The organism is Actinomadura sp. 9N407 (assembly GCF_044326315.1).
Classification (GTDB): domain Bacteria; phylum Actinomycetota; class Actinomycetes; order Streptosporangiales; family Streptosporangiaceae; genus Spirillospora.
In genome coordinates this window covers 20286-41922 of record NZ_JBIRAW010000014.1, presented here as the reverse complement: position 1 = coordinate 41922, position 21637 = coordinate 20286, and the positions used below count along the sequence as shown (strand labels likewise).

At 71.5% G+C, this 21637-nt stretch carries 13 protein-coding genes; 10 read left to right on the top strand and 3 right to left on the bottom strand.

Annotation, left to right across the window (positions count from 1 at the left end; translation table 11 throughout):
• Positions 1-14: 14 nt before the first annotated feature.
• The 7 genes from ACH34Q_RS22675 to ACH34Q_RS22645 all read left to right on the top strand — a co-directional run bounded on the left by ACH34Q_RS22675 (position 15) and on the right by ACH34Q_RS22645 (position 11801).
• Positions 15-1241, top strand: coding sequence for an arginine deiminase (locus tag ACH34Q_RS22675; protein WP_395985017.1), 1227 nt, complete (start codon positions 15-17; stop codon positions 1239-1241).
• Positions 1238-2173 (top strand): ornithine carbamoyltransferase, encoded by a 936-nt coding sequence (argF, locus tag ACH34Q_RS22670; RefSeq protein ID WP_395985016.1) that lies wholly within the window; start codon positions 1238-1240, stop codon positions 2171-2173. The genes ACH34Q_RS22675 and argF overlap by 4 nt, the downstream gene beginning before the upstream one ends.
• On the top strand, positions 2170-3096 hold the full coding sequence (locus tag ACH34Q_RS22665) for a carbamate kinase (RefSeq protein WP_395985015.1): 927 nt from the start codon (positions 2170-2172) through the stop codon (positions 3094-3096). The genes argF and ACH34Q_RS22665 overlap by 4 nt, the downstream gene beginning before the upstream one ends.
• The gene (locus ACH34Q_RS22660; RefSeq protein WP_395985014.1) at positions 3093-4454 is read left to right on the top strand and encodes a dihydrolipoyl dehydrogenase family protein; all 1362 of its coding nucleotides are present in this window, start codon (positions 3093-3095) and stop codon (positions 4452-4454) included. The genes ACH34Q_RS22665 and ACH34Q_RS22660 overlap by 4 nt, the downstream gene beginning before the upstream one ends.
• A gap of 476 nt (positions 4455-4930) precedes the next feature.
• Entirely contained in the window at positions 4931-7711 is a 2781-nt protein-coding gene (locus ACH34Q_RS22655; RefSeq protein WP_395985013.1) for an AAA family ATPase, read from the top strand.
• Positions 7712-7905: 194 nt separating this feature from the next.
• Positions 7906-10683: an ATP-binding protein gene (locus ACH34Q_RS22650; RefSeq protein WP_395985012.1), complete on the top strand. Its 2778-nt coding sequence runs from the start codon at positions 7906-7908 to the stop codon at positions 10681-10683.
• A gap of 350 nt (positions 10684-11033) precedes the next feature.
• Positions 11034-11801 (top strand): SDR family NAD(P)-dependent oxidoreductase, encoded by a 768-nt coding sequence (locus tag ACH34Q_RS22645; RefSeq protein ID WP_395985011.1) that lies wholly within the window; start codon positions 11034-11036, stop codon positions 11799-11801.
• A gap of 177 nt (positions 11802-11978) precedes the next feature.
• Here the strand turns inward: ACH34Q_RS22645 and ACH34Q_RS22640 are convergent, their stop codons facing one another.
• Positions 11979-12218 carry a DUF2630 family protein gene (locus ACH34Q_RS22640; RefSeq protein WP_395985010.1) on the bottom strand — a complete coding sequence of 80 codons (240 nt, stop codon included), beginning with the start codon at positions 12216-12218 and terminating at the stop codon, positions 11979-11981.
• An 81-nt stretch (positions 12219-12299) separates the two neighbouring features.
• Positions 12300-13133, bottom strand: a complete 834-nt coding sequence (locus ACH34Q_RS22635) for an alpha/beta fold hydrolase (RefSeq protein WP_395985009.1) — start codon at positions 13131-13133, stop codon at positions 12300-12302.
• Between the two features lie 233 nt (positions 13134-13366).
• Here ACH34Q_RS22635 and ACH34Q_RS22630 point away from each other — a divergent pair, with 233 nt between their 5' ends.
• The 3 genes from ACH34Q_RS22630 to ACH34Q_RS22620 all read left to right on the top strand — a co-directional run bounded on the left by ACH34Q_RS22630 (position 13367) and on the right by ACH34Q_RS22620 (position 20650).
• Positions 13367-16246, top strand: a complete 2880-nt coding sequence (locus ACH34Q_RS22630; protein WP_395985008.1) for an AAA family ATPase — start codon at positions 13367-13369, stop codon at positions 16244-16246.
• A gap of 427 nt (positions 16247-16673) precedes the next feature.
• Positions 16674-19472 (top strand): helix-turn-helix transcriptional regulator, encoded by a 2799-nt coding sequence (locus ACH34Q_RS22625; protein WP_395985007.1) that lies wholly within the window; start codon positions 16674-16676, stop codon positions 19470-19472.
• Positions 19473-19864: 392 nt separating this feature from the next.
• Complete coding sequence (locus tag ACH34Q_RS22620) at positions 19865-20650, top strand: sigma-70 family RNA polymerase sigma factor (RefSeq protein ID WP_395985182.1); 786 nt, start codon at positions 19865-19867, stop codon at positions 20648-20650.
• A gap of 475 nt (positions 20651-21125) precedes the next feature.
• Here the strand turns inward: ACH34Q_RS22620 and ACH34Q_RS22615 are convergent, their stop codons facing one another.
• On the bottom strand, positions 21126-21593 hold the full coding sequence (locus ACH34Q_RS22615) for an STAS domain-containing protein (RefSeq protein WP_395985006.1): 468 nt from the start codon (positions 21591-21593) through the stop codon (positions 21126-21128).
• Positions 21594-21637 lie beyond the last annotated feature (44 nt).

Below are 21637 nucleotides of genomic sequence, written 5' to 3'. Positions count from 1 at the left end.
AAGGACCCCCTTCCATGTTCACCGTCTCCTCCGAGGTCGGACGGCTGCGGCAGGTCCTGCTGCACCGTCCCGACCTGGAACTCCTCCGCCTCACCCCGGCCAACAAGGACGACCTGCTCTTCGACGAGGTGCTGTGGGCCAAGCGCGCCCGCCAGGAGCACGACGTGTTCGCCGACACGCTCCGCGAACGCGGCGTCCAGGTGCACTACCTCGCCGACCTGCTCGCCGAGACCCTCAAGATCGATGAGGCCCGCGCCCAGGTCCTCGGGCGCACCGCGTCCGAGGCGGCGCTGGGGCCGACACTGGCCGAGCCGGTACGGGCCGTACTGGACGGCATGGACCCCCAGACCCTGACCCGCCACCTGATCGGCGGCCTCACCAAGGCCGAGCTGGGGCTGGCCGTGCACAGCCTGCTGCTGTCGGGCATGGACGACGGCGACTTCGTGCTGCCGCCGCTGCCCAACCACCTGTTCACCCGCGACCCGTCCGCGTGGATCTACGGCGGAGTGACGCTGCACCCGATGGCCAAGGCCGCACGGCGCCGCGAGAGCGTCCACCTGGCCGCCGTCTACCGGCACCACCCGATGTTCACCGGCGGCGACCTCCCGGTCTGGTACCCGGGCACCGACGTCGCGCTGCCTTCCCTGGAAGGCGGCGACGTCCACGTCCTCGGCGACGGCGTGGTCCTGATCGGGATCAGCGAGCGGACCACGGCGCAGGCCATCGAACTGCTCGCCCGGCGGCTGTTCACCGCCGGTGCCGCCCGGGAGGTCATCGCCGCGCAACTGCCGCGGAGCCGCGCCTTCATGCACCTGGACACCGTGATGACCATGGTCGACCGGGACGCCTTCACCGTCTACCGAGGACTGCCGGCGCTGCGCTCCTACAGCCTCACCCCCGGCGCCGGTGGCGAGGTCCTCGTGCAGGAGAACGAGAAGCTGTGCTCAGCGATCGCCCGCGCGCTCGGCCTGCCCCGCGTGCGCGTCCTGACCGCCGAGCAGGACGTGAGCGCCGCGGAGCGCGAGCAGTGGGACGACGGCGACAACGTGCTGGCCCTCGAACCCGGAGTGGTCGTCGCCTACGAGCGCAACGTCACCACCAACACCATGCTCCGCCGCCACGGGATCGAGGTCATCACCATCCCCGGCGGCGAACTCGGACGCGGACGCGGCGGCCCCCGCTGCATGAGCTGCCCCCTCCAGCGCGACGACGTGACCCCCGGAAATGAGGCGACACCGTGAAAGACCTGCTGCGCACAGCCGACCTGACCGGCGACGACCTGACCCTTCTGCTTCGGCTGGCGGCCGATTTCCAGGACGCTCCCGAGTCCGCGCACGACCTGCTCACCCACCGGATCGTCCCGATGTACTTCGCCAAGCCGTCCACCCGGACCCGGCTGTCGACGGCCGCGGCGGTGGCCCGGCTCGGCGGGACGGCCGTCGCCCTCGGGCCCGACGAGCTCCAGCTCCGCCGCGGCGAGACCATCGCCGACACCGCCCGGGTGATGGGCTCCTATGCCGCCGCGATCGTGATCCGCACCTTCGCCGACGCCGACGTCGCCGACCTGGCCGCCGCGGCTCCCGTCCCGGTGATCAACGCGCTGACCGACGGCCACCATCCGCTGCAGTCGGTGGCGGACCTGCTCACCGTCCAGGAGCACTTCGGCCATCTGCGCGGCCACCGCATCGCCTACCTCGGCGACGGCGGCAACGTCGCCCGCAGCCTGATGGAGGCCGCGGCCCTCGCCGGGATGGACGTCGCCGTCGCGACCCCGCCGGGCTACGCACCGGCGACGGAGGCCGTCGCGTTCGCGACCGCCGAGGCGGTACGGCGCGGCGGAGCCGTCACGCTCACCGATGATCCCTTCGAAGCGGTCAAAGGTGCGAGCGTCGTGTACACCGATGTCTGGCTGTCCATGGGCGACGCCGACGACGAGCGGACTCGCCGTGCCGGAGAGCTCGCGCCCTATCAGGTGAACGAGCAGGTGATGGCGCACGCCCGCGACCAGGCGGTCTTCATGCACTGCCTGCCGGCGCACCGCGGCCAGGAAGTCACCGCCGAGGTCATCGACGGCCCGCAATCGCTGGCCTTCCGACAGGCCGCCAACCGGCTGCCCGCCGCGCAGGCGGTGCTGCACGCGCTGCTCACCGAACGGCTGGAGGGACGGCGATGAGGATCGTCGCCGCCCTGGGCGGCAACGCGCTGCTGCGCCGCGGTGAGCCGCCGGACGCGGCGGTGCAGATAGCCCACGTCCGTGAGGCCGTCCGCGGGCTGGCCACGCTGGCGGACGGCAACGACCTGATCGTCACGCACGGCAACGGCCCGCAGATCGGGCTGCTGGCCGTCGAGAGCGCCGCAGACCCGGCGCTGTCGGCTCCGTACCCGCTCGACGTGCTCGGCGCCGAGACGCAAGGCATGATCGGCTACTGGCTGGCCCGCGAGCTGCGCCGCGCCCTTCCCGGCCGCGAGATCGTCGCCGTCCTCACCGAGACCGTGGTCGACCCCCGCGATCCGGCGTTCGGCGACCCGACCAAATTCGTCGGCCGCACGTACAGCGCCTCCGAAGCCGAGCGGATGCGCGCCGAGCACGGCTGGACCATGCGCCAGGACGGCACCACCCGGCGCCGTGTCGTCCCGTCCCCGGAGCCGCGCGACATCGTCGAACTGCCGACCATCGCCCGCCTCACCGATGACGGGTGCCTGGTCATCGCCGCCGGCGGAGGCGGCGTCCCCACCGGCCGCGACCATCGCGGCATCGAGGCCGTGGTCGACAAGGACCTGGCCGCCGCCCTGCTCGCGACCCGGCTCAAGGCCGACGCGCTGCTGCTCCTCACCGACGTCCCGGCCATCATGCGCGACCACGGCACCGCGCACGCCCGGCCCATCCGCCACATCACCCCCGGGCGACTGCGGCAGCTGCCACTGCCGGCCGGCTCCATGGGCCCCAAGGCGGAAGCGGCCTGCCGATTCGCCGAGTACCGCCACGGCGCCCTCGCGATGATCGGCGCCCTCACCGACGCACCCGCGCTCCTGTCCGGAGCCGCGGGCACCCGCATCGAACAGCGACTGAGCAACGAGAAAGAGGAGAAATCATGAGTGGTCAGGTTGATGTGGTGGTCGTGGGGCTGGGGCCGGGCGGCGAGCTCGCCGCCGGCGCGCTGGCCGAGGCGGGCCTGGACGTGGTCGGGATCGAGGCGGGGCTCGTGGGGGGCGAGTGCCCGTACTGGGGATGCGTTCCGAGCAAGATGATGATCCGCGCCGGGAACGTGCTCGCCGAGGCCGGGCGCGTCCCGGACCTGGCCGGTGAGGCCAAGGCGGTCCCCGACTGGAGCCTGGTCGCCGGCCGTATCCGGTCGGAGGCCACCGACGGCTGGAACGACCAGATCGCCGCCGACCGCCTTGAGGCCAAGGGCGTGCGGCTGGTCCGCGGAACGGGACGGCTGGCGGGCCCGGGCCGGGTGAGCGCCGGGGACCGCACGTTCCAGGCCGGGCGCGGTGTCGTCCTGGCCACCGGGTCCAAGCCCCGCATCCCTCCGGTGCCGGGCCTGGAGGGGACGCCGTACTGGACCAACCGGGACGCCATCGAGACCGAGGAGGTCCCGGCCTCGATGCTCGTGCTCGGCGGCGGCGCGATCGGCGTGGAACTCGCCCAGGTCTTCGCGCGCTTCGGATGCGCGGTCACGATCCTGGAAGGCGGGGACCGGCTGCTGTCCCAGGAGGAACCCCAAGCCGGGGAACTGGCCGCGCAGGCCCTTCGGGCCGATGGCGTCACCGTGCGCACCGGCGCCCGAGCCGCCCAGATCGAGCATGACGGCACCACCTTCGAGGCCCTGCTCGAAGGTGGCCTGGAACCGTTGCGCGCCGAACGCCTGCTGGTCGCGACGGGCCGCCGTACCGACCTGGCCGCTTTGGCGGTCGACACTGTGGGGATCGACCCCGCCGCACGCGCCGTGCGCACCGACGGGCAGATGCGGGCCGGTGAAGGGCTGTGGGCGGTCGGCGACATCACCGGCCGCGGCGCCTTCACCCACGTCTCGATGTACCAGGCGCAGATCGCCGTCCGCGACATCCTGGGTGAGCCGGGCCCCGACGCCGACTACCGCGCGCTGCCCCGCGTCACCTTCACCGACCCCGAGATCGGCGCCGTGGGAATGACCGAACGGCAGGCACGCGACCAGGGCCTGCGGGTGCGCACCGCCGTGGTGCCGATCGCCTCGTCCGCGCGCGGCCTGGTCCACGGGCCCGGCAACGAGGGGTTCATCAAGCTCGTCGAGGACGCCGACCGCGGCGTCCTGATCGGCGCGACCTCCGCCGGCCCCGCAGGAGGCGAGGTCCTGTACGGACTGAACATCGCCGTCCACGCCCAGACCCCCACCGGCCACCTCAAGCACATGATCTACACCTACCCGACCTTCCATCGAACCGTAGAAACCGCACTCAACACCCTCCAATGACTCCAGCGAAGAACTGAACGGGACGCTTCACCGGTCCGCCCAGCGGCTTCGCCGCTGGGCGGACCCTTGTCCTAACGCCCGCGCTGCGAGATCTACGTCGGCCCATGGCCGATCGAACCTGTCAGCGTCGGCCGCCCCACCTGTCGGCGGCCGCCGCGCTGAGGTCCTCGGCTTCGTGGTCCTGCTGGACGAACTCTCACCCACGGAAAGTGCGGCACACGTGCTACGGGAGGCGTTGGACTACGCAATTCCCAGAACGCAGATAGCCTCCAGGTCAGCGACGTGGGGCCCGGAAGCTCGTCAGCATGGCCACTTCGTCCCTCCCCTGCGCCGGAGATGGCACGACTCGGCGAGCTGCGGCAACGTGTGTGGCCTGGAGCGGGCGGCCCCAGGGCTTTCACTTGGCGATCATTTGGGTCACGATTAGGCAGTCCTAACATGCGGTCGACCAGGGGCCGGGCGCGACGAAGGCGGTCATGGTGCGACAACGGAGCCGCGGCGCGGGGCACGGGGATGACGTCGCGTTGCTCGGTCGGGGAGCAGAGCGTGCCGTCGTCGATCAGACGCTCGCAGCCGTTGAGACGGGGGAGAGCCGCGTCCTCGTGTTGCACGGTGCCCCGGGATTCGGAAAATCAGCGCTTCTCGGGTATGCGGAGAACGCGGCGACGGGCATGCATGTGCTCCGTGCGGCCGGTGTCGAGTCCGAGATGGAGCTGCCGTTCGCCACGCTGCATCAGTTGTGTGCGCCGCTGCTGGACCGGCTGGAGTACCTTCCGGCTCCACAGCGTGCCGCGCTCGAGACGGTGTTCGGGATACGTGCGGGGGTGCCGCCCGAACGCTTCCTGGTCGGGCTGGCGGTGCTCGGTCTTCTGTCGGAGGCCTCGGAGCGGCGTCCGCTGCTGTGCGTGGTCGATGACGCACAGTGGGTCGATCAGGCCTCGTCGCAGGTCCTGGGCTTCGTGGCCCGCCGGCTGCTGGCGGAGTCGGTGATCCTTCTCTTCGGCGCCCGTGAACGGCCCCAGGACCTGCTCGGGCTCCCCGAACTGGAGATCACCGGCATCCAGGACGCCGACGCGCACACCCTCCTGGACTCGGTCACCTACGGCCGTCTTGATCAGCACGTTCGCGATCGGATCGTCACCGAGACCAGGGGCAATCCTCTGGCCTTGCTGGAGCTGCCGCACGGGCTGACCGTGACCCAGTTGGCGGGAGGGTTCGGTCTCCTGAGTGCGGACACGCTGCCGGGCCGGATCGAGCAGAGCTTTCTGACCCGGATCGGCGGCCTGCCCGAGCAGACCCGGCTGCTCCTGCTGATCGCCGCGGCCGAGCCGGTCGGCGACCCCGCCCTGGTGTGGGGTGCCGCCGGGCGGCTCGGCGTGGCACCGGGGGCGGTGCTCCTCGACGGTACGCAGGAGTGGCTGTCGTTGAACACACGCGTGACGTTCCGTCATCCGCTCGTGCGGTCGGCGGTGTACCGGTCGGCGACGAAGGAGGACCTCCGGGTGGTGCACCTGGCGCTGGCGGAGGTCACCGACCCGCAGGTCGATCCCGACCGGCGTGCCTGGCACCTGGCGTCCGCGGCGGCCGCGCCCGATGAGTCCGTGGCCGAGGAACTGGAGCGCTCCGCCGACCGGGCGCAGGCGCGCGGTGGGCTGGCCGCGGCGGCGGCGTTCCGGCAACGATGTGTAGCACTCACCGTCGATTCGTCGCGGCGTGCCGAGCGCGCTGTGGCGGCGGCCGACGCCACGCTCCAGGCCGGCGACCTCGAAGCCGCGCGCCGATACACCGAGATCGCCGATCGGACCGCCGAGAGCGAGTTCCAGCGCGTCAAAGCGCATCTGGTCCGGAGCCGCATCACGTTCGCGGCCGGCCTCAACCAGGAGGCGCCACCGCTGCTGCTGACGGCCGCGCAGCGGCTCGAGCCCTTCGACATGGAACTGGCGCGCGAGACCTACCTGATCGCCTGGGGCGCCACGGCGCTGGTCGCCGCACACTCCGACAGCCTCATGGCGATATCGAAAGCGATGAGAGCGCTCCCATCCCCGACCGGAACTCCGCACGCGCTCGATCTCGTGCTCGAGGGCTACGCGCTGCTGGTCACCGAGAGCCGGTCCGCCGCCGTTCCCGTGCTGCAGCGGGCGCTGGCGGCGCTCGCGGACCTTCCGGTACGTGAGGTACTGAAGTGGGGCTGGGTGGCCAACGGCGTCAGTGCGGCCGTCTGGGACGACGAGGCCATGCGCGTCATCGTCGGCCGGGTCGTCGAGGGGGTGCGCGCCGCCGGCGCCCTGACGGAACTTCCGTTCTGCCTGACATCGCTGGGGATCGCGATCTCCTGGACCGGGGACTTCACCGCCGCGGCGTCGATCGTCGCGGAGATCGAGGACGTCTCCGCGGCGACCGGTGTTCCCATCGCGCCGCACGTCGAGCTCAGGTTGAGCGCCCTGCGGGGCCGGGCGGCCGAGGCCGAGGCGCTGATCGCCGCCACGATCGAGGAGGCCGGCGCGGGCGGTCAGCTGATGGGGGTCACGGTCGCCCAGTGGGCGGCAGCGGTCCTGTACAACGGTCTCGGCCATTACCAGCAGGCGCTGTCGGCGGCTCAGGTCTGCACTCGGATGGCCGAGCTGTGGGTATCGGTCTGGGCGTTGCCCGAACTGGTCGAGGCGGCTATGCGTGCCGGTGACGACGACGCCGCGCGCGCGGCGCTCGAAGACCTGGCGGACGCGACACGGGCACCTGGTACGGATTGGGCGCTCGGTGTGCTCGCCCGCTCCCGGGCGCTGCTGAGCGACGGGGCGGCCGCAGAGAAACTCTACCGGGAGGCGATCGAGCGGCTGGGCCGCACGGAACTGCGCCCGGAGCTCGCGCGCGCTCACCTGCTGTACGGCGAGTGGCTGCGCCGGAGCCGTCAGCGGGTCGAGGCGCGGGAGCAACTGCGCACCGCTTACGAGATGTTCACGGCTATCGGGATGGAGGCGTTCGCCGGGCGGGCACACCGCGAACTGCTCGCCACGGGCGAGAGCATCCGCAAGCACGCGGTCGAGGCCGGGTCCGGCGATGAGCTGACCCCGCAGGAGCGCCAGATCGCACTGCTCGTGCGGGAGGGCCTGTCCAACCCGGAGATCGGCACGCGGCTCTTCATCAGCCCGCGCACGGTCGAGTGGCACCTGCGCAAGGTCTTCGCCAAGCTGTCGATCAGCTCGCGCAGGCAGCTGCGCGACGTCCTGCCGCCCGGCGAGCACATTTTCACCCCTGGATGAGGAAAGGCCGGCTTCGGCAAGACCGCGCCGCCGGGGCGTACGGCGGTGCGTGCCGGGGCCCATGCGCAGGTCGAGCGTGGCGTCGGATGCGCGGCGGTCGAGTCCGGATCTTGATTGAGCCCCGCACATCAGGTTCATAGTCGGACATAATTGAACACGCAACAGCATTGTCCGCAATAAAGGCGGGGTAGCGGGTGGGTGCACGTACAGGCGGGGCTGGGCGCGCAGGGAATGTCGGGCTGCTCGGGCGGGGGCCGGAGTGCGCCTTTCTTGATGAGATGATCGCGGCCGTCCGCACGGGACAGAGCCGCGTGCTCGTGGTCCACGGCGCGGCGGGCGTCGGGAAGTCGGCGCTGCTGGAGCACGTGGAGAACGCGGCGACGGACATGCAGGTGCTGCGTGCGGGCGGCGTCGAATCCGAGATGGAGCTGGCATACGCCACCCTGCATCAGCTGTGCGCGCCGCTGTTGGACCGGCTGGAGCACCTTCCCTCACCGCAGCGCCATGCGCTCGAGACCGTGTTCGGGACACGGGCAGGGCCCCCGCCGGAACGCTTCCTGGTCGGGCTGGCCGTGCTGGGTCTGCTGTCCGCAGCCTCCGAAGAGAGGCCCCTGCTGTGCGTGGTCGATGACGCGCAGTGGGCCGACCGGACCTCCGCGCAGGTCCTCGGCTTCGTCGCCCGCCGGCTGCTGGCCGAGTCGGTCGCCCTCGTGTTCGGCGCCCGGCGGCAGCCAAGTGACCTCCTCGGACTTCCGGAACTGGAGGTCTCAGGGCTGAATGACGCCGACGCCTACGCCCTCCTGGACTCGGTGATGCCCGACCGGCTCGATCGGTACATCCGTGAGCGGTTGGTGGCCGAGGCCCAGGGAAACCCGCTCGCACTGCTGGAACTGCCGCGTGGGCTGACCTTGACCCAGATGGCGGGCGGATTCGGCCTGCTGCACACTGACACGCTGCCGGGCCGGATCGAGCAAAGCTTCCTGTCCCGGATCGAGGACCTGCCCGAGCAGACCCGCCTGCTCCTGCTGCTCGCCGCTGCCGAGCCGACCGGCGACCCGTCCCTGGTATGGCACGCCGCCGAACGGCTCGGGATCTCCCCGGCGACGGCGCTGGCGCACGGGACGGACAGCCTGCTGGTGTTCGACACGCGCGTCGTGTTCCGCCACCCGCTCGTCCGCTCCGCCGTGTACAAGTCGGCGGAGCAGAAGGACCGCCGGGCGGTCCATCTGGCGCTGGCGGAGGTCACCGACCCGAAGGCCGACCCGGACCGCCGCGCCTGGCACCTCGCGTCCGCGACGACCATGCTGGACGAGTCCGTCGCTGCGGAATTGGAGCGGTCCGCCGACCGAGCGCAGGCGCGCGGCGGGCTGGCGACGGCGGCGGCGTTCCTGCAGCGGTCCGTGGCGCTGACCGCGGACGACTCGCGGCGGGCCGAGCGCGCCCTGGCGGCCGCCGACGCGAGCCTGCACGCGGGCGACCTCGATGCCGGCCGGAACCTCGCCGAGATCGCCGACCGGGACGCCCAGAGCGAGTTCCAGCACGTGCGCGCCCACCTCGTCCGCAGCCACATCACCTTCGCCGCCGGTTTCAACAACGAGGCGCCGCCGATGCTGCTTGCGGCCGCGCAGCGGCTGGAACCCTTCGACATGACCCTGGCGCGGGAGACCTACCTCATCGCCTGGGGGAGCGCGGCGTTCGCCGCCGGGGACCGGAACAGCCTCATGGCGATATCCCGGGCGATAAGGAGGCTCCCCTCCCCCGAAGGCGAACCGAGCGCCGTCGATCTCGCGCTCGAAGGTTACGCGCTGCTCATCACCGACGGCCGGAGCGCCGCGCTTCCCGCGCTGCGAAGGGGCGTGCGAGCGCTCCTCGAGGCTCCTGTGCAGAACCTCATGAAGTGGAGCTGGGTCGCAGGCGCGCTACCGGCACTCGTCTGGGAGGACCGGCCCACGGCCGAGTGGCCGATCAGGGTGATCGAGGAGGTTCGCACGGTCGGTGCCCTGTCCGAGCTTCCGCTCTATCTGCACTCGCGGGGGGTAACGGCCTCGCTGACCGGCGACTTCGACACCGCGGCCGCGATGGTCGCGGAGGCCGACGCCGTCACCGCCGCGACGGGCGGGCCCATGACCCAGCACACCCGGCTCCTGCTGACGGCGATGCAGGGCAAGGCGGCCGAGGCCGCGACCTTGATCGCCGCCACGATCGAGGAGGCCGGTGCCACCGGTCAGTTGAACGGCGTCGCGTCGGCGCACTGGGCGGCCGCGATCCTCCACAACGGCCTCGCCGACCATGAGCGGGCCGTGACGGAGGCTCAGGCCACCGTCCAGAGCGCCAACGCGCTCGTCTCCCAATGGGCGCTGCCCGAGTTCGTCGAGGCGGCGGCGCGCGCCGGGGACGACAGGGCCGCCCACGGGGCTCTCGAAGACCTGGCGGACGTGGCGGAACCGTGCGACACGGACTGGGCTCAGGGGATCCTGACACGCTGCCGGGCCCTGCTGAGCGACGGCGCCGCCGCGGACGGCCTCTACCGCGAGGCGATCGAGCGGCTGGGCAGGACGATCATGCGTCCCGAACTGGCGCGCGCACACCTGCTGTACGGCGAGTGGTTGCGTCGGGACGCTCAGCGGGCCGAGGCGCGGGTTCACCTGCGTACCGCCTACGAGATGTTCACGTCGATCGGGATGGAGGCGTTCGCCGAGCGTGCCCGGCGCGAACTCATCGCCACCGGCGAGACCGTCCGCAAACGCAAGAACGAGACCTCGACGAGCGAGGCGCTGACGCCGCAGGAACGGCAGATCGCCTTGCTCGTGCGGGACGGCCTGTCCAATCCGGAGGTCGGAGCCCGTCTCTTCCTGAGCCCCCGTACCGTCGAGTGGCACCTCCGCAAGGTCTTCACCAAGCTCGGGATCAGCTCCCGGAGGCAGCTCCCCGACGCCCTGCCTTGCCGCGAGTCCGACTCCACACCTCAGTGAACTCCAGGAAATGAACTGCCCGCAGGCCCTTGGCGAGGGCCTGCCTGCCCGCCGGACGGCCAAGGCTCAGTGGCGGACACCAACGGTCTTCCGTACGGACTCAGGCTGACGGCCGCCCGCGTGCGGGCGTTCCCTGGGCCGGGCAGCACCAGGGAGACACCCTGGTGCGATCCGGGGGCCATCCCGGCGAACCTTGTCGTGGTCGGCATTTCGCCGAGCGCGGGAGGCTCAGGTCATGGAATCGAAGCACGGAGTCGTCGTGGTGCCGGTCACACCGGGACCGGCGCCCGGGACGGTCGTATTCCTCGGTCACCGCGCTGTCTTCGAACGCGAGAGGGAATGAGGCAGTCATGTCCGAGCAGCCGCTGGACGGAGCCGTCGCGCTCGTCACCGGCGCCAGCAGCGGGATAGGCGCCGCGACCGCGCGCCGCCTGGCTCGGGAGGGCGCGGCGGTCGCCCTGGTCGCCCGCCGTGGCGACCGCCTGCGCCAGGTCGCGAACGACATCGCGGCGGCGGGCGGGCACGCCGTCACGGTAGCGGCCGACATCACCGAGCCCCAGCGCGCCGAGGACGCGGTGCAGGAGACACTGGACCGGCTCGGGCGCCTGGACATCCTGGTCAACAACGCCGGGATCATGCTGCTCAGCTCGGCGCTGCACACATCCGTCGAGGAGTGGGATCGGATGGTGTCGCTCAACGTGGCGGCGCTGTTGCACATCACGCACGCCGCCGTCCCGCACCTGATCTACGCGGCGTCGACATCGCCGCGCCAGGTGGCGGATCTGGTGAACGTCGGCGCGACGGCCGGACGGGTCGCCCGGCCGGGAAGCAGCGTCTACAGCCTGACCAAGGCCGGCCTGAACGCGTTCGCCGAGTCGCTCCGCCAGGAACTGGTCAGGGAACGGGTCCGGGTCAGCGTGGTGGAGCCCGGCACCGTTGAGACCGAACTGGTGAACCACCTCAACGAGGTCACCCGGGACGCGGCCCGCCTGCAGGTCGCCGGCATCGAAGCGCTGCGGCCGGAGGACATCGCGGACGCCATCGGCTACATCGTCACGCGCGAGCGGCGGGTCGTCGTCAACCAGATGCAGGTTCGCGCCGGCGACGAAACATGGTGACCGCAAGCCCACGAAGCCGATGTCCGCGAAGGCCGATGTCCGCGCCGCCGGGTGACTGGAATCCTCGTGCCTTCGGTACCAAGGACAGGCGCAGGATGCCCAGGAGCCGTCCTCCGGTGTTCCTGGCCAGCGGCGTAGCGGCGGCGACACCACCCATGGTGTCGCCGCCGCCGGCTGTCACTGAAGGTAACCCTCGACCCGACTCGCCGGTCTGACCCGTGCCTCCTCGGGGTTCTGGCCCGAGGAGGCACGGGCCCTGCGTTGCCGCAACAGGTCCCAGCACTGATCCAGTGCCTCCCCCAGCCGCCGGAGACGGTCCGGGTCGACCGCCGTCTCGGATGCCGCGTGCAGTCGGCGCAGGTCATGCTCTTCCGCGACGAGATCGCGGACGCGGTCGAGGATCTCCTGGTCCTTCACCAGCGTTCCCTTCCGTCGAGCGGAGGCCCGTCCGGCCGAGCGGTGATGGCGTGGCCGGCCCGGGGTCCTTGTGGCGATCGGTCAGTTCGTCGCGCGCGCGGCCTTCCTGATGACGGCGGCGACCGCGTCGGCGTGGGAGATCAGGGTGGCGTGCGAGCCGTTGATCTCCACGGTCCGGGACCCGGCACGGCCGGTCATGAAGCGCTGCGCGGCCACGGGGATCACGTTGTCGCCGCGCGAGACCACGGCCCAGGACGGCAGGCGCTTCCAGGCCGGGGCGCCGGACGGCTCGTTCAGCGCCCCGTTGGTCACGGGTCGTTGGGTGACGGCGAGCCGGGCCGCGACCTGATGCGGCAGATCGGCGCCGAACACCCGGTGGAAGGTGACGGGCCGCAGGTAGACGTCGGCGTCGCCTGACGGCAGCGGTACCGTCTGGATCGTGTCCGGCCCGATCAGGCTGCCCGCGTAGCGGCCGGCCAGATCGAAGACGCTCTCACCCTGATCCGGGATGACCGCCGAGACATAGGCCAGCGCCTTCACGTCCGGGTCGGCGGCGGTATTGGTGATCACGGCGGCGCCGTAGGAGTGGCCGACCAGGACGATCGGCCCGTTGAGGGTCTTCAGGAGACCGTCGAGGTAGGCGGCGTCCGCGGCGACGCCGCGCAACGGAAGGCCGGCCGCGACCACGGGATGGCCTTCGGCCTGGAGCCGGGAGATCACTCCGTTCCAGCCGGAGGAATCGGCCCAGGCGCCGTGGACCAGGACGATGGTCGGCTTGGACGTCCACCGATGGTGGCTGCTCTCCGCGGCGTACACGTCGCCACCGCCGAGCGTTACGGCGGACACGATGAGGGCCAGTGCGCCGGCCAGTGCCGCCAAAGAGTGGCGAGGACGGATGGTGAGACTGCCTTTCATGATTGTCCTTTCTCGGACCAAGAGGATGGGGCCGACACCACGATGACCTTCGGTTCCTGAAGGGCGCATGACACGAACACGTGACTTCTTGGACCGGCCAGTGACCCCGGGGCAGCCCACGCTCCTCCCTAGGGACCCGGCCAGGTAGCTCCCTGGTGTGATCGCCGCCCCTGCCCGGCAACAGTGAGGCATGCCGGCGACGAGCGTCCGCGGGCAGGTCGAACGGAGGGGTCATGGCGGTCGAGGAGTTGATGCGCGGGCGATGCGGCAGAGCGCGAAGCGTTCCGGTACCGCCGCCCGGTACGACCGGCGATCTTCCGCTGCGCGGCCGCGAGCCCGAAGTGGGGCTGCTGCTGGAGCGGTTCACCGCGCTGGCTGAGGGAGAGGGCGGGGTGGTCGTGGTCGAGGGCCCGCCGGGCTCGGGGAGGACGCGACTGCTCGCGGAGACTCGTGCGGGAGCTCTCGCCGCGGGCCTGTCCTGCCGGCACGGGGCCGGGGTGCCCGGTGGGTTCCCGGTCCCTTTCGGCCCGCTGCTGGAGGCGCTGTACACCGGCCCGGTGGCGTTGCCTGACGCCTCGGCTCTTCGTACCGTCGGCGGGGCCGACCTGCGGTCCTGGACGCTGCGGGAGGTCCGGAACAGACTGGTGGACAGCGCGGAACAGGGACCGCTGGTGGTCTGGCTCGACGACGTGCAGTGGTGCGATCCGGTGACGTTGGCGGCACTGCCAGCGCTCCTGGACGACCTGGCGGACTTCCCGCTCCTGTGGGTGTTGGCGATGTGGCCGGTCCGCGCTGACGCGTCGGGGCCCATTTCGGCGCTGAGGCGAATACGGGAGCGCGGTGGCCATCGGATCGTTCTCGGCCCGCTGGCAGACGGCGCCGTCGCCGCGCTGGCCACCGACGTGCTCAAAGCCGAGCCCGATGACACCGTGATGCGCGCGGCGCGGCGTGCTCAGGGCACGCCGCGACTGGTCGTCGAGCTCCTCAGGGGCATGCGGGAGGACGGGCTCATCACGATCCGTGACGGCGTCGCCTCGGCGGCCGGTGAGACGATCCCGCGCCGGCTCGACGCCATGGTTCGTGGCCGGCTCGACCGGCTGTCTCCGGCCGGTCGCCGGGGCCTGCAGGTCGCCTCGGTGCTCGGCCGGCCTTTCACCCCCGCGGAATTGAGGGGGCTCACCGGGGCGACGGCCGAGGAGATCACCGCGGTGACCGACGAGGCGGTCGGCGCCGGATTCCTCTCCGGGACGGGTACCTTCCTGGCCTTCCGGCACGACCTGGTCCGGCAGGCGATCTCCGAAACCCTTCCCGCGGCGCTGCGCCGCACCCTGAGGCGCCAGGCGGTGGACGTCCACCTGGCCCAGGGCGGAAGGGCGGCGGACGTCGCCGCCCTGCTCGCCGAGACCGCGGTGCCCGGCGACCACCAGGCCGTGGACCTGCTGCGCGAGGTCGCGACGGGGCTGGCCGCCACCGCGCCTACGGAGGCGGTGGCGTTGAGCCGCAGGGCGCTGGAGCTCGCGGGGCCGGCCGGGCCGCACACCGCCGAGATCGTCGGTGAGACGGTCGAACTGCTGGGACGGACCGGCCGGTATGCCGAGGCCAGGGCACTGGCCGACACCGCGCTCGAAGGCGTCCTCGCGCCAGAGGCCGAGGCCCGGCTGCGGTTGAGAGTGGCACGCCTATCGGGCCACTCCTCCTTCGCCGAGGCCGTCCGCCAGTGCCGGATCGGCCTGTCATTGCCTGGACTACCGCAGGCGCTGCGCGCTGGGCTTTCGGCCGTCCAGGCACTCCACCTCTCCCACATGGGGGAAGCCGAGCAGGCCATCGCCGCCGCCGGGCGGCTCGCTGAGGGCTCCGACGACGCCGCGGCCACGGCGCTCGCCGCGCTCTCCAGAGTCGAGCTGTCCAGGCTGAACCTGGACCTTGCCTTCGAGCTCCAGGAGCGGGCCGACTCCCTCACCACCGACTCCCTCACCACCGGCTCCCGGACGCCGCAACCGCCGTGGCCTGAGGCATGCGGGAGAGCGTTCCTCCTCACTGCCTCGGGGCAGGTCCGGGCGGCGCTCAAGGAGACCGACGCGGGCGTCCGGACGGCACGGCGGACCGGCGATGCGGCCACGGCGTCCCTGTGGTCGATGAGCCGCGCGAGGATCCTGCTCGACGCGGGCCGGCTCGCCGCGGCCCGTACGGAGGCCGACGCCGCCCTGGCCTCGGCCGGCGAACTGGGGTCGGGCGACTTCGCCGACACCACGGCCCGGTACGCGTTCGGCCGGGCGGCGGTGCAGCTGGGGGACCGGGAAGGCATCCGCCGTTGCGCCGCCGACGGTGCGGAGATGATGGGCGCCGAGGCGCCGGTGGTGCGGCGCACCGGCGCGTGGCTGGCCGCGCTGGCGGCCGATGCCATGGGCGACACCGCCCGCGTCGCCGAGGTGATCAAGCTTGCCTGGGTGGGTGAGGGCGCGCTGGACCCGTCGCCCGGAGTTCCGCCCGACCCCGCCGACCACGTCGTGCTCGCGCGCCTCGCGCTGCGTGCCGGGCTGCCCGGCCTCGCGGCGGCCGCCAAGGACCGCGCCGCCGATCTCGATCCCGGATTCCCCTTCCTGCGGGGCGTCGCCGTCCATACGCGCGGGATCGTCGACGGCGATCCCGATCTGCTGTTGCATGCCGTCAAGCTGCTCGAGGATGCCGAACGGCCGCTGATCCATGCTTCGGCGGCCGAGGATGCGGGCCGCGCTCTCGGCTCCCACGGTGACCCGGCCGCGCGAGGTCTCCTGGCCACCGCACTCGACCTGTACGAGGAGTCGAACGCCGCACGTGATGCCGCCCGCGTACGGAGGCGCCTGCGCCTGCTCGGTGTGCGCCGCACGGACCGAACCGGTGACAGCGCGCGGGAAGGTCAGTGGGGATTGACGGCGGCTGAGGCCAGGGTGGCCCGGTTGGTGGCGCAGGGAGCCACCAACCCGCAGGTCGCCGAGCAGTTGTTCGTGTCACGCCACACGGTCAACACTCACCTGCGGCGCATTTTCGCCAAATGGGACATCAACTCCCGGGTGGATCTGGCCCGCCTCGTGCTGGCGCACGAGGCCGTATCGCCCCCTTCCACCGGCACCTGAGACTTACCGCCCGAAGTCCTACGGCTGCTTACGGAGCAAGTCGCCGCATGCACCGCGCAAATAGATGACTCATCGAGGCTGCCGTGCGCACCGGCCGGATACCGCCTGCGCGAGGTCTTCGCGAAACTCGGCGTCACCTCGCGCCACCAGCCGGAACCCCTGTCATCGCCCCTCGGGTGAAGCCCTGGAGTCTGAGGCCCAATCCCAGAACGGCGCGGTCGGTCCGTGACACCGGGGATGGACGGGCTCTCCCTAGGGACCGGGCCAGGCATTCCCCTGATGCGATGGCGGCACATCCCGGGCCAAGGTTGTGTCTGTCGGCGGCGGTCGTCCGCCGGCAGGGCGATCGGGAGGGCTCATGACGGTCGAGGAGATGGTGCGGAGGCGGTGCGGGGGCGCAAGGCGCGCTCCGGTACCGCCGTCCAATATGGCCGGCGATCCGCCGCTGCGCGGGTGCGAGCCGGAGCTGCGCGGGCGTGACGCCGAGGTCGCCGACCTGACCGGGTGGATCTCGCGGTTGTGCGAAGGACGCGGAGGGGTCTTCCTCGTCGAGGGGGTTCCGGGAGCCGGCAAGAGCCGCCTCGCGCGGGAGGCGCAGGCCATCGCGGAGGGCTCACCGATCCGCGTTCTCAGCGGGACGGGCGAGCGCGACCGGCAGAGCGTCCCGTTCGGCGCGCTGCTCGAGGCGCTGGCCTCCGACGGGCCTGTTGTCGTCGACGAAAGGGTCCTGCTGACGCTGTCGGAGTCCGCCGAACAACCGTTCTGGCTGTTCCGGGCGGTGCAGGACCAATTGAAGCGGGCGGCGCTGGACAGGCCGCTGCTCGTCGTCATCGACGATCTGCAGTGGTGCGACGCCGGGACGCTCCTGGCGCTGCGCACCCTTCCGGCACGGCTGTCCTCGGACGCGATCGGCTGGCTGGTCACCGTCCGCACCGGGTCGTCCGACGCCGACGTGCGGGGGACCGTTGCGAAGCTCGCCGAGACCGATGCCTGCACGCTGCGCCTCGGCCGGCTGCCGGAGGACGCGGTCACCCGGATCACCCGCGACCTGCTCGACGCCGAACCGGGAGGGGACATCCTCGATCTTCTCCGGCAGGCCGAGGGCCGGCCGCTTCTGGTGACAGAGACCATCCGCGGGCTCCTCGGTGAGGGCGCCATCACCCGGACGGGCGCGGTCGCGCATCTGACCGGGCGGCATTCGCCGATCCACTCTTACGGCTCGGCGCAGCGCCTCTTGGGCCATCTGTCGCCGCTCGCCAGGGAGGTGCTCCAGCTCGCGTCGGTGCTCGGCCGCGACCTGGAGGCCGACCGGCTCGCCGACCTTAGTGGGCACACCATCGCCGAGCTCGTGGCGGCGCTCCAGGACGCCGTCGACGCCGACCTCGTCCGCCCCACCGACCCCCTCACGTTCCGGCACGACATCGTGCGCGAGACCATCCGCGGGACGGTGCCGGTGTCGCTGCGCCGGGCAATGCGCAAGCAGGCCGCCGACCTCAGGCTGGCGCAGGGCGTGCCCATCGGCCAGGTCGCCCTGACCATGGCCGAGACCGCCGAGCCCGGCGACGCCGAGGCGGTCGCGCTGCTGCGCAGGGCCTTGGCCGAACTCGCCCAGGTCTCACCGGACGCTGCCGTGCCGATCGCCCGGCAGGCTGTCGCGCTCGCCCCGGCGGGCTCGGCGGAACGCGCCGACGCCGTCGCGGAGGCCCTCCCTCTGCTCGCGCGCATCGGCTTGGGCGGTGAGGGCCTGATGCTCGCCGAGCCGGTCCTGGACGGCCCGTTGCCCGCGACGGTCGAAGGGCGGGTCCGCCTGGGTGCGGCGATGTCGGCGATGCAGGGCTCGTTCGCCGAGGTGCTGCGGCACAGCCGGGCGGGAACCCGCCTTGACTGCGTGCCTGACGGCCTGCGCGCCCCGCTGATGGCCTTGCGGTGCCTCGCCACGCTGCTGACAGGCGACGTCCCGGCCGCCGAGCGGCTGCTCGCGCCCGCCACCGAGAGCGCTTTGCGGGCCGGGAGCGACACGGCCCTGGCGCTGATTCGTACCACGGACTCTCTGATCCGGGCCGACAGGCTGGATTTCACCGCGGCCGAGCGGCTCGCCGCCGAGGCCGCCGCCTCCGCGCCGGACGCCTCCGCGATCTTCTTCCCTGCCATCTGGCGGGCCCTGCTGCACGGCATGACCGGCAAGGTGGAGGAGGGCCTGCGCGAAACGGCGGAGGGCGTCGCGGCGGCGCGGCGGCCTGGCCACGCCCAGGGCCTGAACTTGTGGCTGACCGCCCACGCCCGGCTTCTCCTTGCCGGAGGACGACTGGCCGAGGCACGTGCGGCGGCCGAGGCCGCGCTCGCGATGACACGGGAGTCCGGCGCGGGCGATGTCGTCTCCTTCGACGCACTTTCCGTCATCGGACGCGTCGGGGCACTGACGGGCGACTCCGCCGCACTGCAGCGCGCCACCGCGCATGCCGAGCGGATGCTCGCGAGCGAGGTCGGGCCGAGGCGCCAGGCGGGCGCGTGGCCGGCGGCACAAGTCGCCAACGCGGTGGGCGACCCCCGCCGCGCCCCCGTCCTGCTGGACCAGGCCGCGGCCACCTGCGGACCGCCGGTATGCACCACGGGCCCGGCGGACGATCCGTCGTTCGTACGGTTGGCGCTGCGTGCAGGTCGGGCCGGCCACGCCGCCGCCGTGGTCACTGAGGCCGAGCACAGGGCAGCGCGTAACCCTGACATCCCGCTCTTCGCGGCGGTCGCCGCGCACGCGCGCGGCCTGCTGGACGAAGACGTCGAAGCGGTCCAGCGAGCCGTTGGGATCCTTGACGGGCTCCCGTGCCTCCTGCCGCTCTCCTCCGCCTTGGAGGACGCCGGGAGGTTGCTTCTGAAGTCCGACCGCGGCGCCGCCATCGAATACCTCAACCAGGCAGAGAGCATCTACGCGCGCATGGGCGCCGGGAACGAAACCGCGAGGGTACGGCGCAGGCTGGACGCCGCAGGACACCGGCAACGGGCGAAGCGGCGCAGGACGGCACAGGGGTGGGACGCGCTCACCCCCGCCGAGCAACGGGTCGCCTCGCTTGTGGCCGAGGGGGCGACCAACCGCCAAGCCGCCGACAAGCTCTTCCTGTCGCCGGCGACGGTCGGCACGCACGTGATGCATGCCTTCCGTAAACTCGGCGTGAATTCACGCGTGGGACTGGCGCGCATTTATCTGGAGCGCGGAAGTACCGTCGGCTGACGGACCTGGAAGGCAAAGCCGGAACCGTTCCGCCAGAACGGTTCCGGCCATTTGGCATGCCCGTAGAAGCTTTCAACCATGGCCATCCTAAAGGTGGTGATCAGTCCCCCGAGCTGCTGCCCGTCGATCTCATGCGTTCGTGTCATGCCATATCGTGCCCCGCGCGAGATGGTGAGGTTACACGTTTTGTACGTCCGATTGAACGCCTGATCCATCTGCGGGAGACGGCCCGCAGCATATGAAAGTCGGTGATCAGAATGAACGGTCTGGCCAGCGCGCTCCACGAACTGCCATCACCTGTCCACGAGCTGCCATCACCTGTCCACGAGCCGCTACCGACCAGGTCATCGCCGTCTGGCCCGACATGCCATTCCACTAACGCGCCCGTGAGCATGCATCTTGAAGGACAAGATCAGACCAGTTCGCTCGACCAGGCCGCCGTCATTTTCATGGAAGTGCGTCCGCGCCTGTTCGGTATCGCCTACCGGATGCTCGCCAGCTCGGCGGAGGCCGAAGACCTCGTCCAGGAGACCTGGGTTCGCTGGCAGAACAGCGAACGCTCGACCATCGCCAATCCGGCGGCGTTCCTGGCCCTGATCACGACGCGGCTGTCCATCAACACCGTGCAGTCCGCCCGTGCCCGCCATGAGACCAACTACATCGGCCCGTGGCTGCCCGAGCCCATCGATACCAGCAACGACCCCGCAGCCGGCGCCGAGCGCGGCGAGGCGCTTGGATCCGCTTTGCTGCTGCTGCTCGAAAAGCTCACCCCGGCCCAGCGGGCCGCCTATATCCTCCGTGAAGCCTTTCTCTATCCCTACGAAGAGATCGCTGAGATCATTCAGCTCAGCCCGGCTAACGTCCGCCAGCTTGTGAGCCGTGCCCGCAAGCACCTGAGCACCCCCCGGCGCGAGCCGATCGACACCGACGAGCACCGTCGCCTCCTGTCGACCTTCCTCGACGCCGCACGGGAGGGGAACGTGACGGCACTGGAAGATCTCTTCGCCGCGGACGTCGTCAGCTCCTCCGACGGCCGCGGTATCAGGGAGGCGGCGCGGTTTCCATCGACCGGCAGTGATCGGCGGCGTACGTCGTCGCGGCCTACGCGCCACCCATCCGGCCAGCGCCGACGTAGCCTGTTTCGAGACGAACGGCCGCACGTCGTCCTGTCGTCTTGACCGTGGCAGGCCGGCACGCGCCGACCAGGGCCACAGCACATTCCTGCCTGCCGGGAGGGTGGGACGGCCCGTCCTATGGGTCCGGGTGATCAGCCCGCGACGTTGATCGTGGCCGGGGTGTCCTGGCGGGTCGTCCGGTCAGTGCCGTCTTGCGGCGCTATGCCCTGCAGGTGACAAGGCGGGGCCAGGGCGGGGCCGTGGCCGACGAATCACGGGTGGCGGTGCGCTCGGACAGGCGCCACCACCGTCGGAGTAGACCCATGTCAGCGGCGGGGCGTTCCTCCAAGGCGGCGAGGTCGCCGACACGGGCGACGGTCAGCACTAGGCGCTGCCCGGCTAGGGGAACGCGGGCGAGAACAGGTTCCGTCCACTTGCGGCGCCGCAGGTCGCAGTGGCCGCCGTCATGGTGGCGATCGCAGGCGTCTGCACCCTGACGACCACCGTCACCCTCCTGCCGAAAGCCGACCGCGAGCCTTCAACCCCATCCGGGTCCATTCCTGCCTGCCGCGCTCGTCTCGGCACGGGGGAGCAGGAGCAAGTTGGAGATCTGGCTCCATCCCACCAGGTCCATCAGCCTGATCAGGTGGGGGGCGACCGAGCGCAGCACCAGCCGCCGCTCCTGAAGTCCTAGCCGGCAGGCGGCACCGGCCAGGGCGCGGAGTCCGCCGACATCGATGAAGCTCAGCCTCTCCACATCGACCCAGACGTCGCCGGAACCGTGTTCGAGCATGCTGGACAGCGCGTCGGTGAAGGCGGCGAGCGTGCTGATGTCGACCTCCCCATCGACGACCAGGTGTGGCGGTGCGAAGGCGCCGTCCAGTCGCAGCAGCGCACTGCGCACTCGCACACCCTCCATCGCGAAGCCCGAGTCCTTCCAACCCTGCAACCGGACACCGCCGGTCCTCGCTGGATCGAGTGTGCTCGCCACGGTTTGTTCGGTCATGTCGTCTCCTTGATCGGTTCGCGTTCCGGCGATGCGGGAACGAA

Bases quoted from the DNA above. Each gene is read 5' to 3' on its own strand.
- ACH34Q_RS22620 (WP_395985182.1), top strand. From the start codon at position 19,865: ATGCATCTTGAAGGACAAGATCAGACCAGTTCGCTCGACCAGGCCGCC.
- ACH34Q_RS22675 (WP_395985017.1), top strand. From the start codon at position 15: ATGTTCACCGTCTCCTCCGAGGTCGGACGGCTGCGGCAGGTCCTGCTG.
- ACH34Q_RS22660 (WP_395985014.1), top strand. From the start codon at position 3,093: ATGAGTGGTCAGGTTGATGTGGTGGTCGTGGGGCTGGGGCCGGGCGGC.
- ACH34Q_RS22615 (WP_395985006.1), bottom strand. From the start codon at position 21,593: ATGACCGAACAAACCGTGGCGAGCACACTCGATCCAGCGAGGACCGGC.
- ACH34Q_RS22635 (WP_395985009.1), bottom strand. From the start codon at position 13,133: ATGAAAGGCAGTCTCACCATCCGTCCTCGCCACTCTTTGGCGGCACTG.
- ACH34Q_RS22665 (WP_395985015.1), top strand. From the start codon at position 2,170: ATGAGGATCGTCGCCGCCCTGGGCGGCAACGCGCTGCTGCGCCGCGGT.
- ACH34Q_RS22630 (WP_395985008.1), top strand. From the start codon at position 13,367: ATGGCGGTCGAGGAGTTGATGCGCGGGCGATGCGGCAGAGCGCGAAGC.
- ACH34Q_RS22645 (WP_395985011.1), top strand. From the start codon at position 11,034: ATGTCCGAGCAGCCGCTGGACGGAGCCGTCGCGCTCGTCACCGGCGCC.
- ACH34Q_RS22655 (WP_395985013.1), top strand. From the start codon at position 4,931: ATGGTGCGACAACGGAGCCGCGGCGCGGGGCACGGGGATGACGTCGCG.
- ACH34Q_RS22625 (WP_395985007.1), top strand. From the start codon at position 16,674: ATGGCCGGCGATCCGCCGCTGCGCGGGTGCGAGCCGGAGCTGCGCGGG.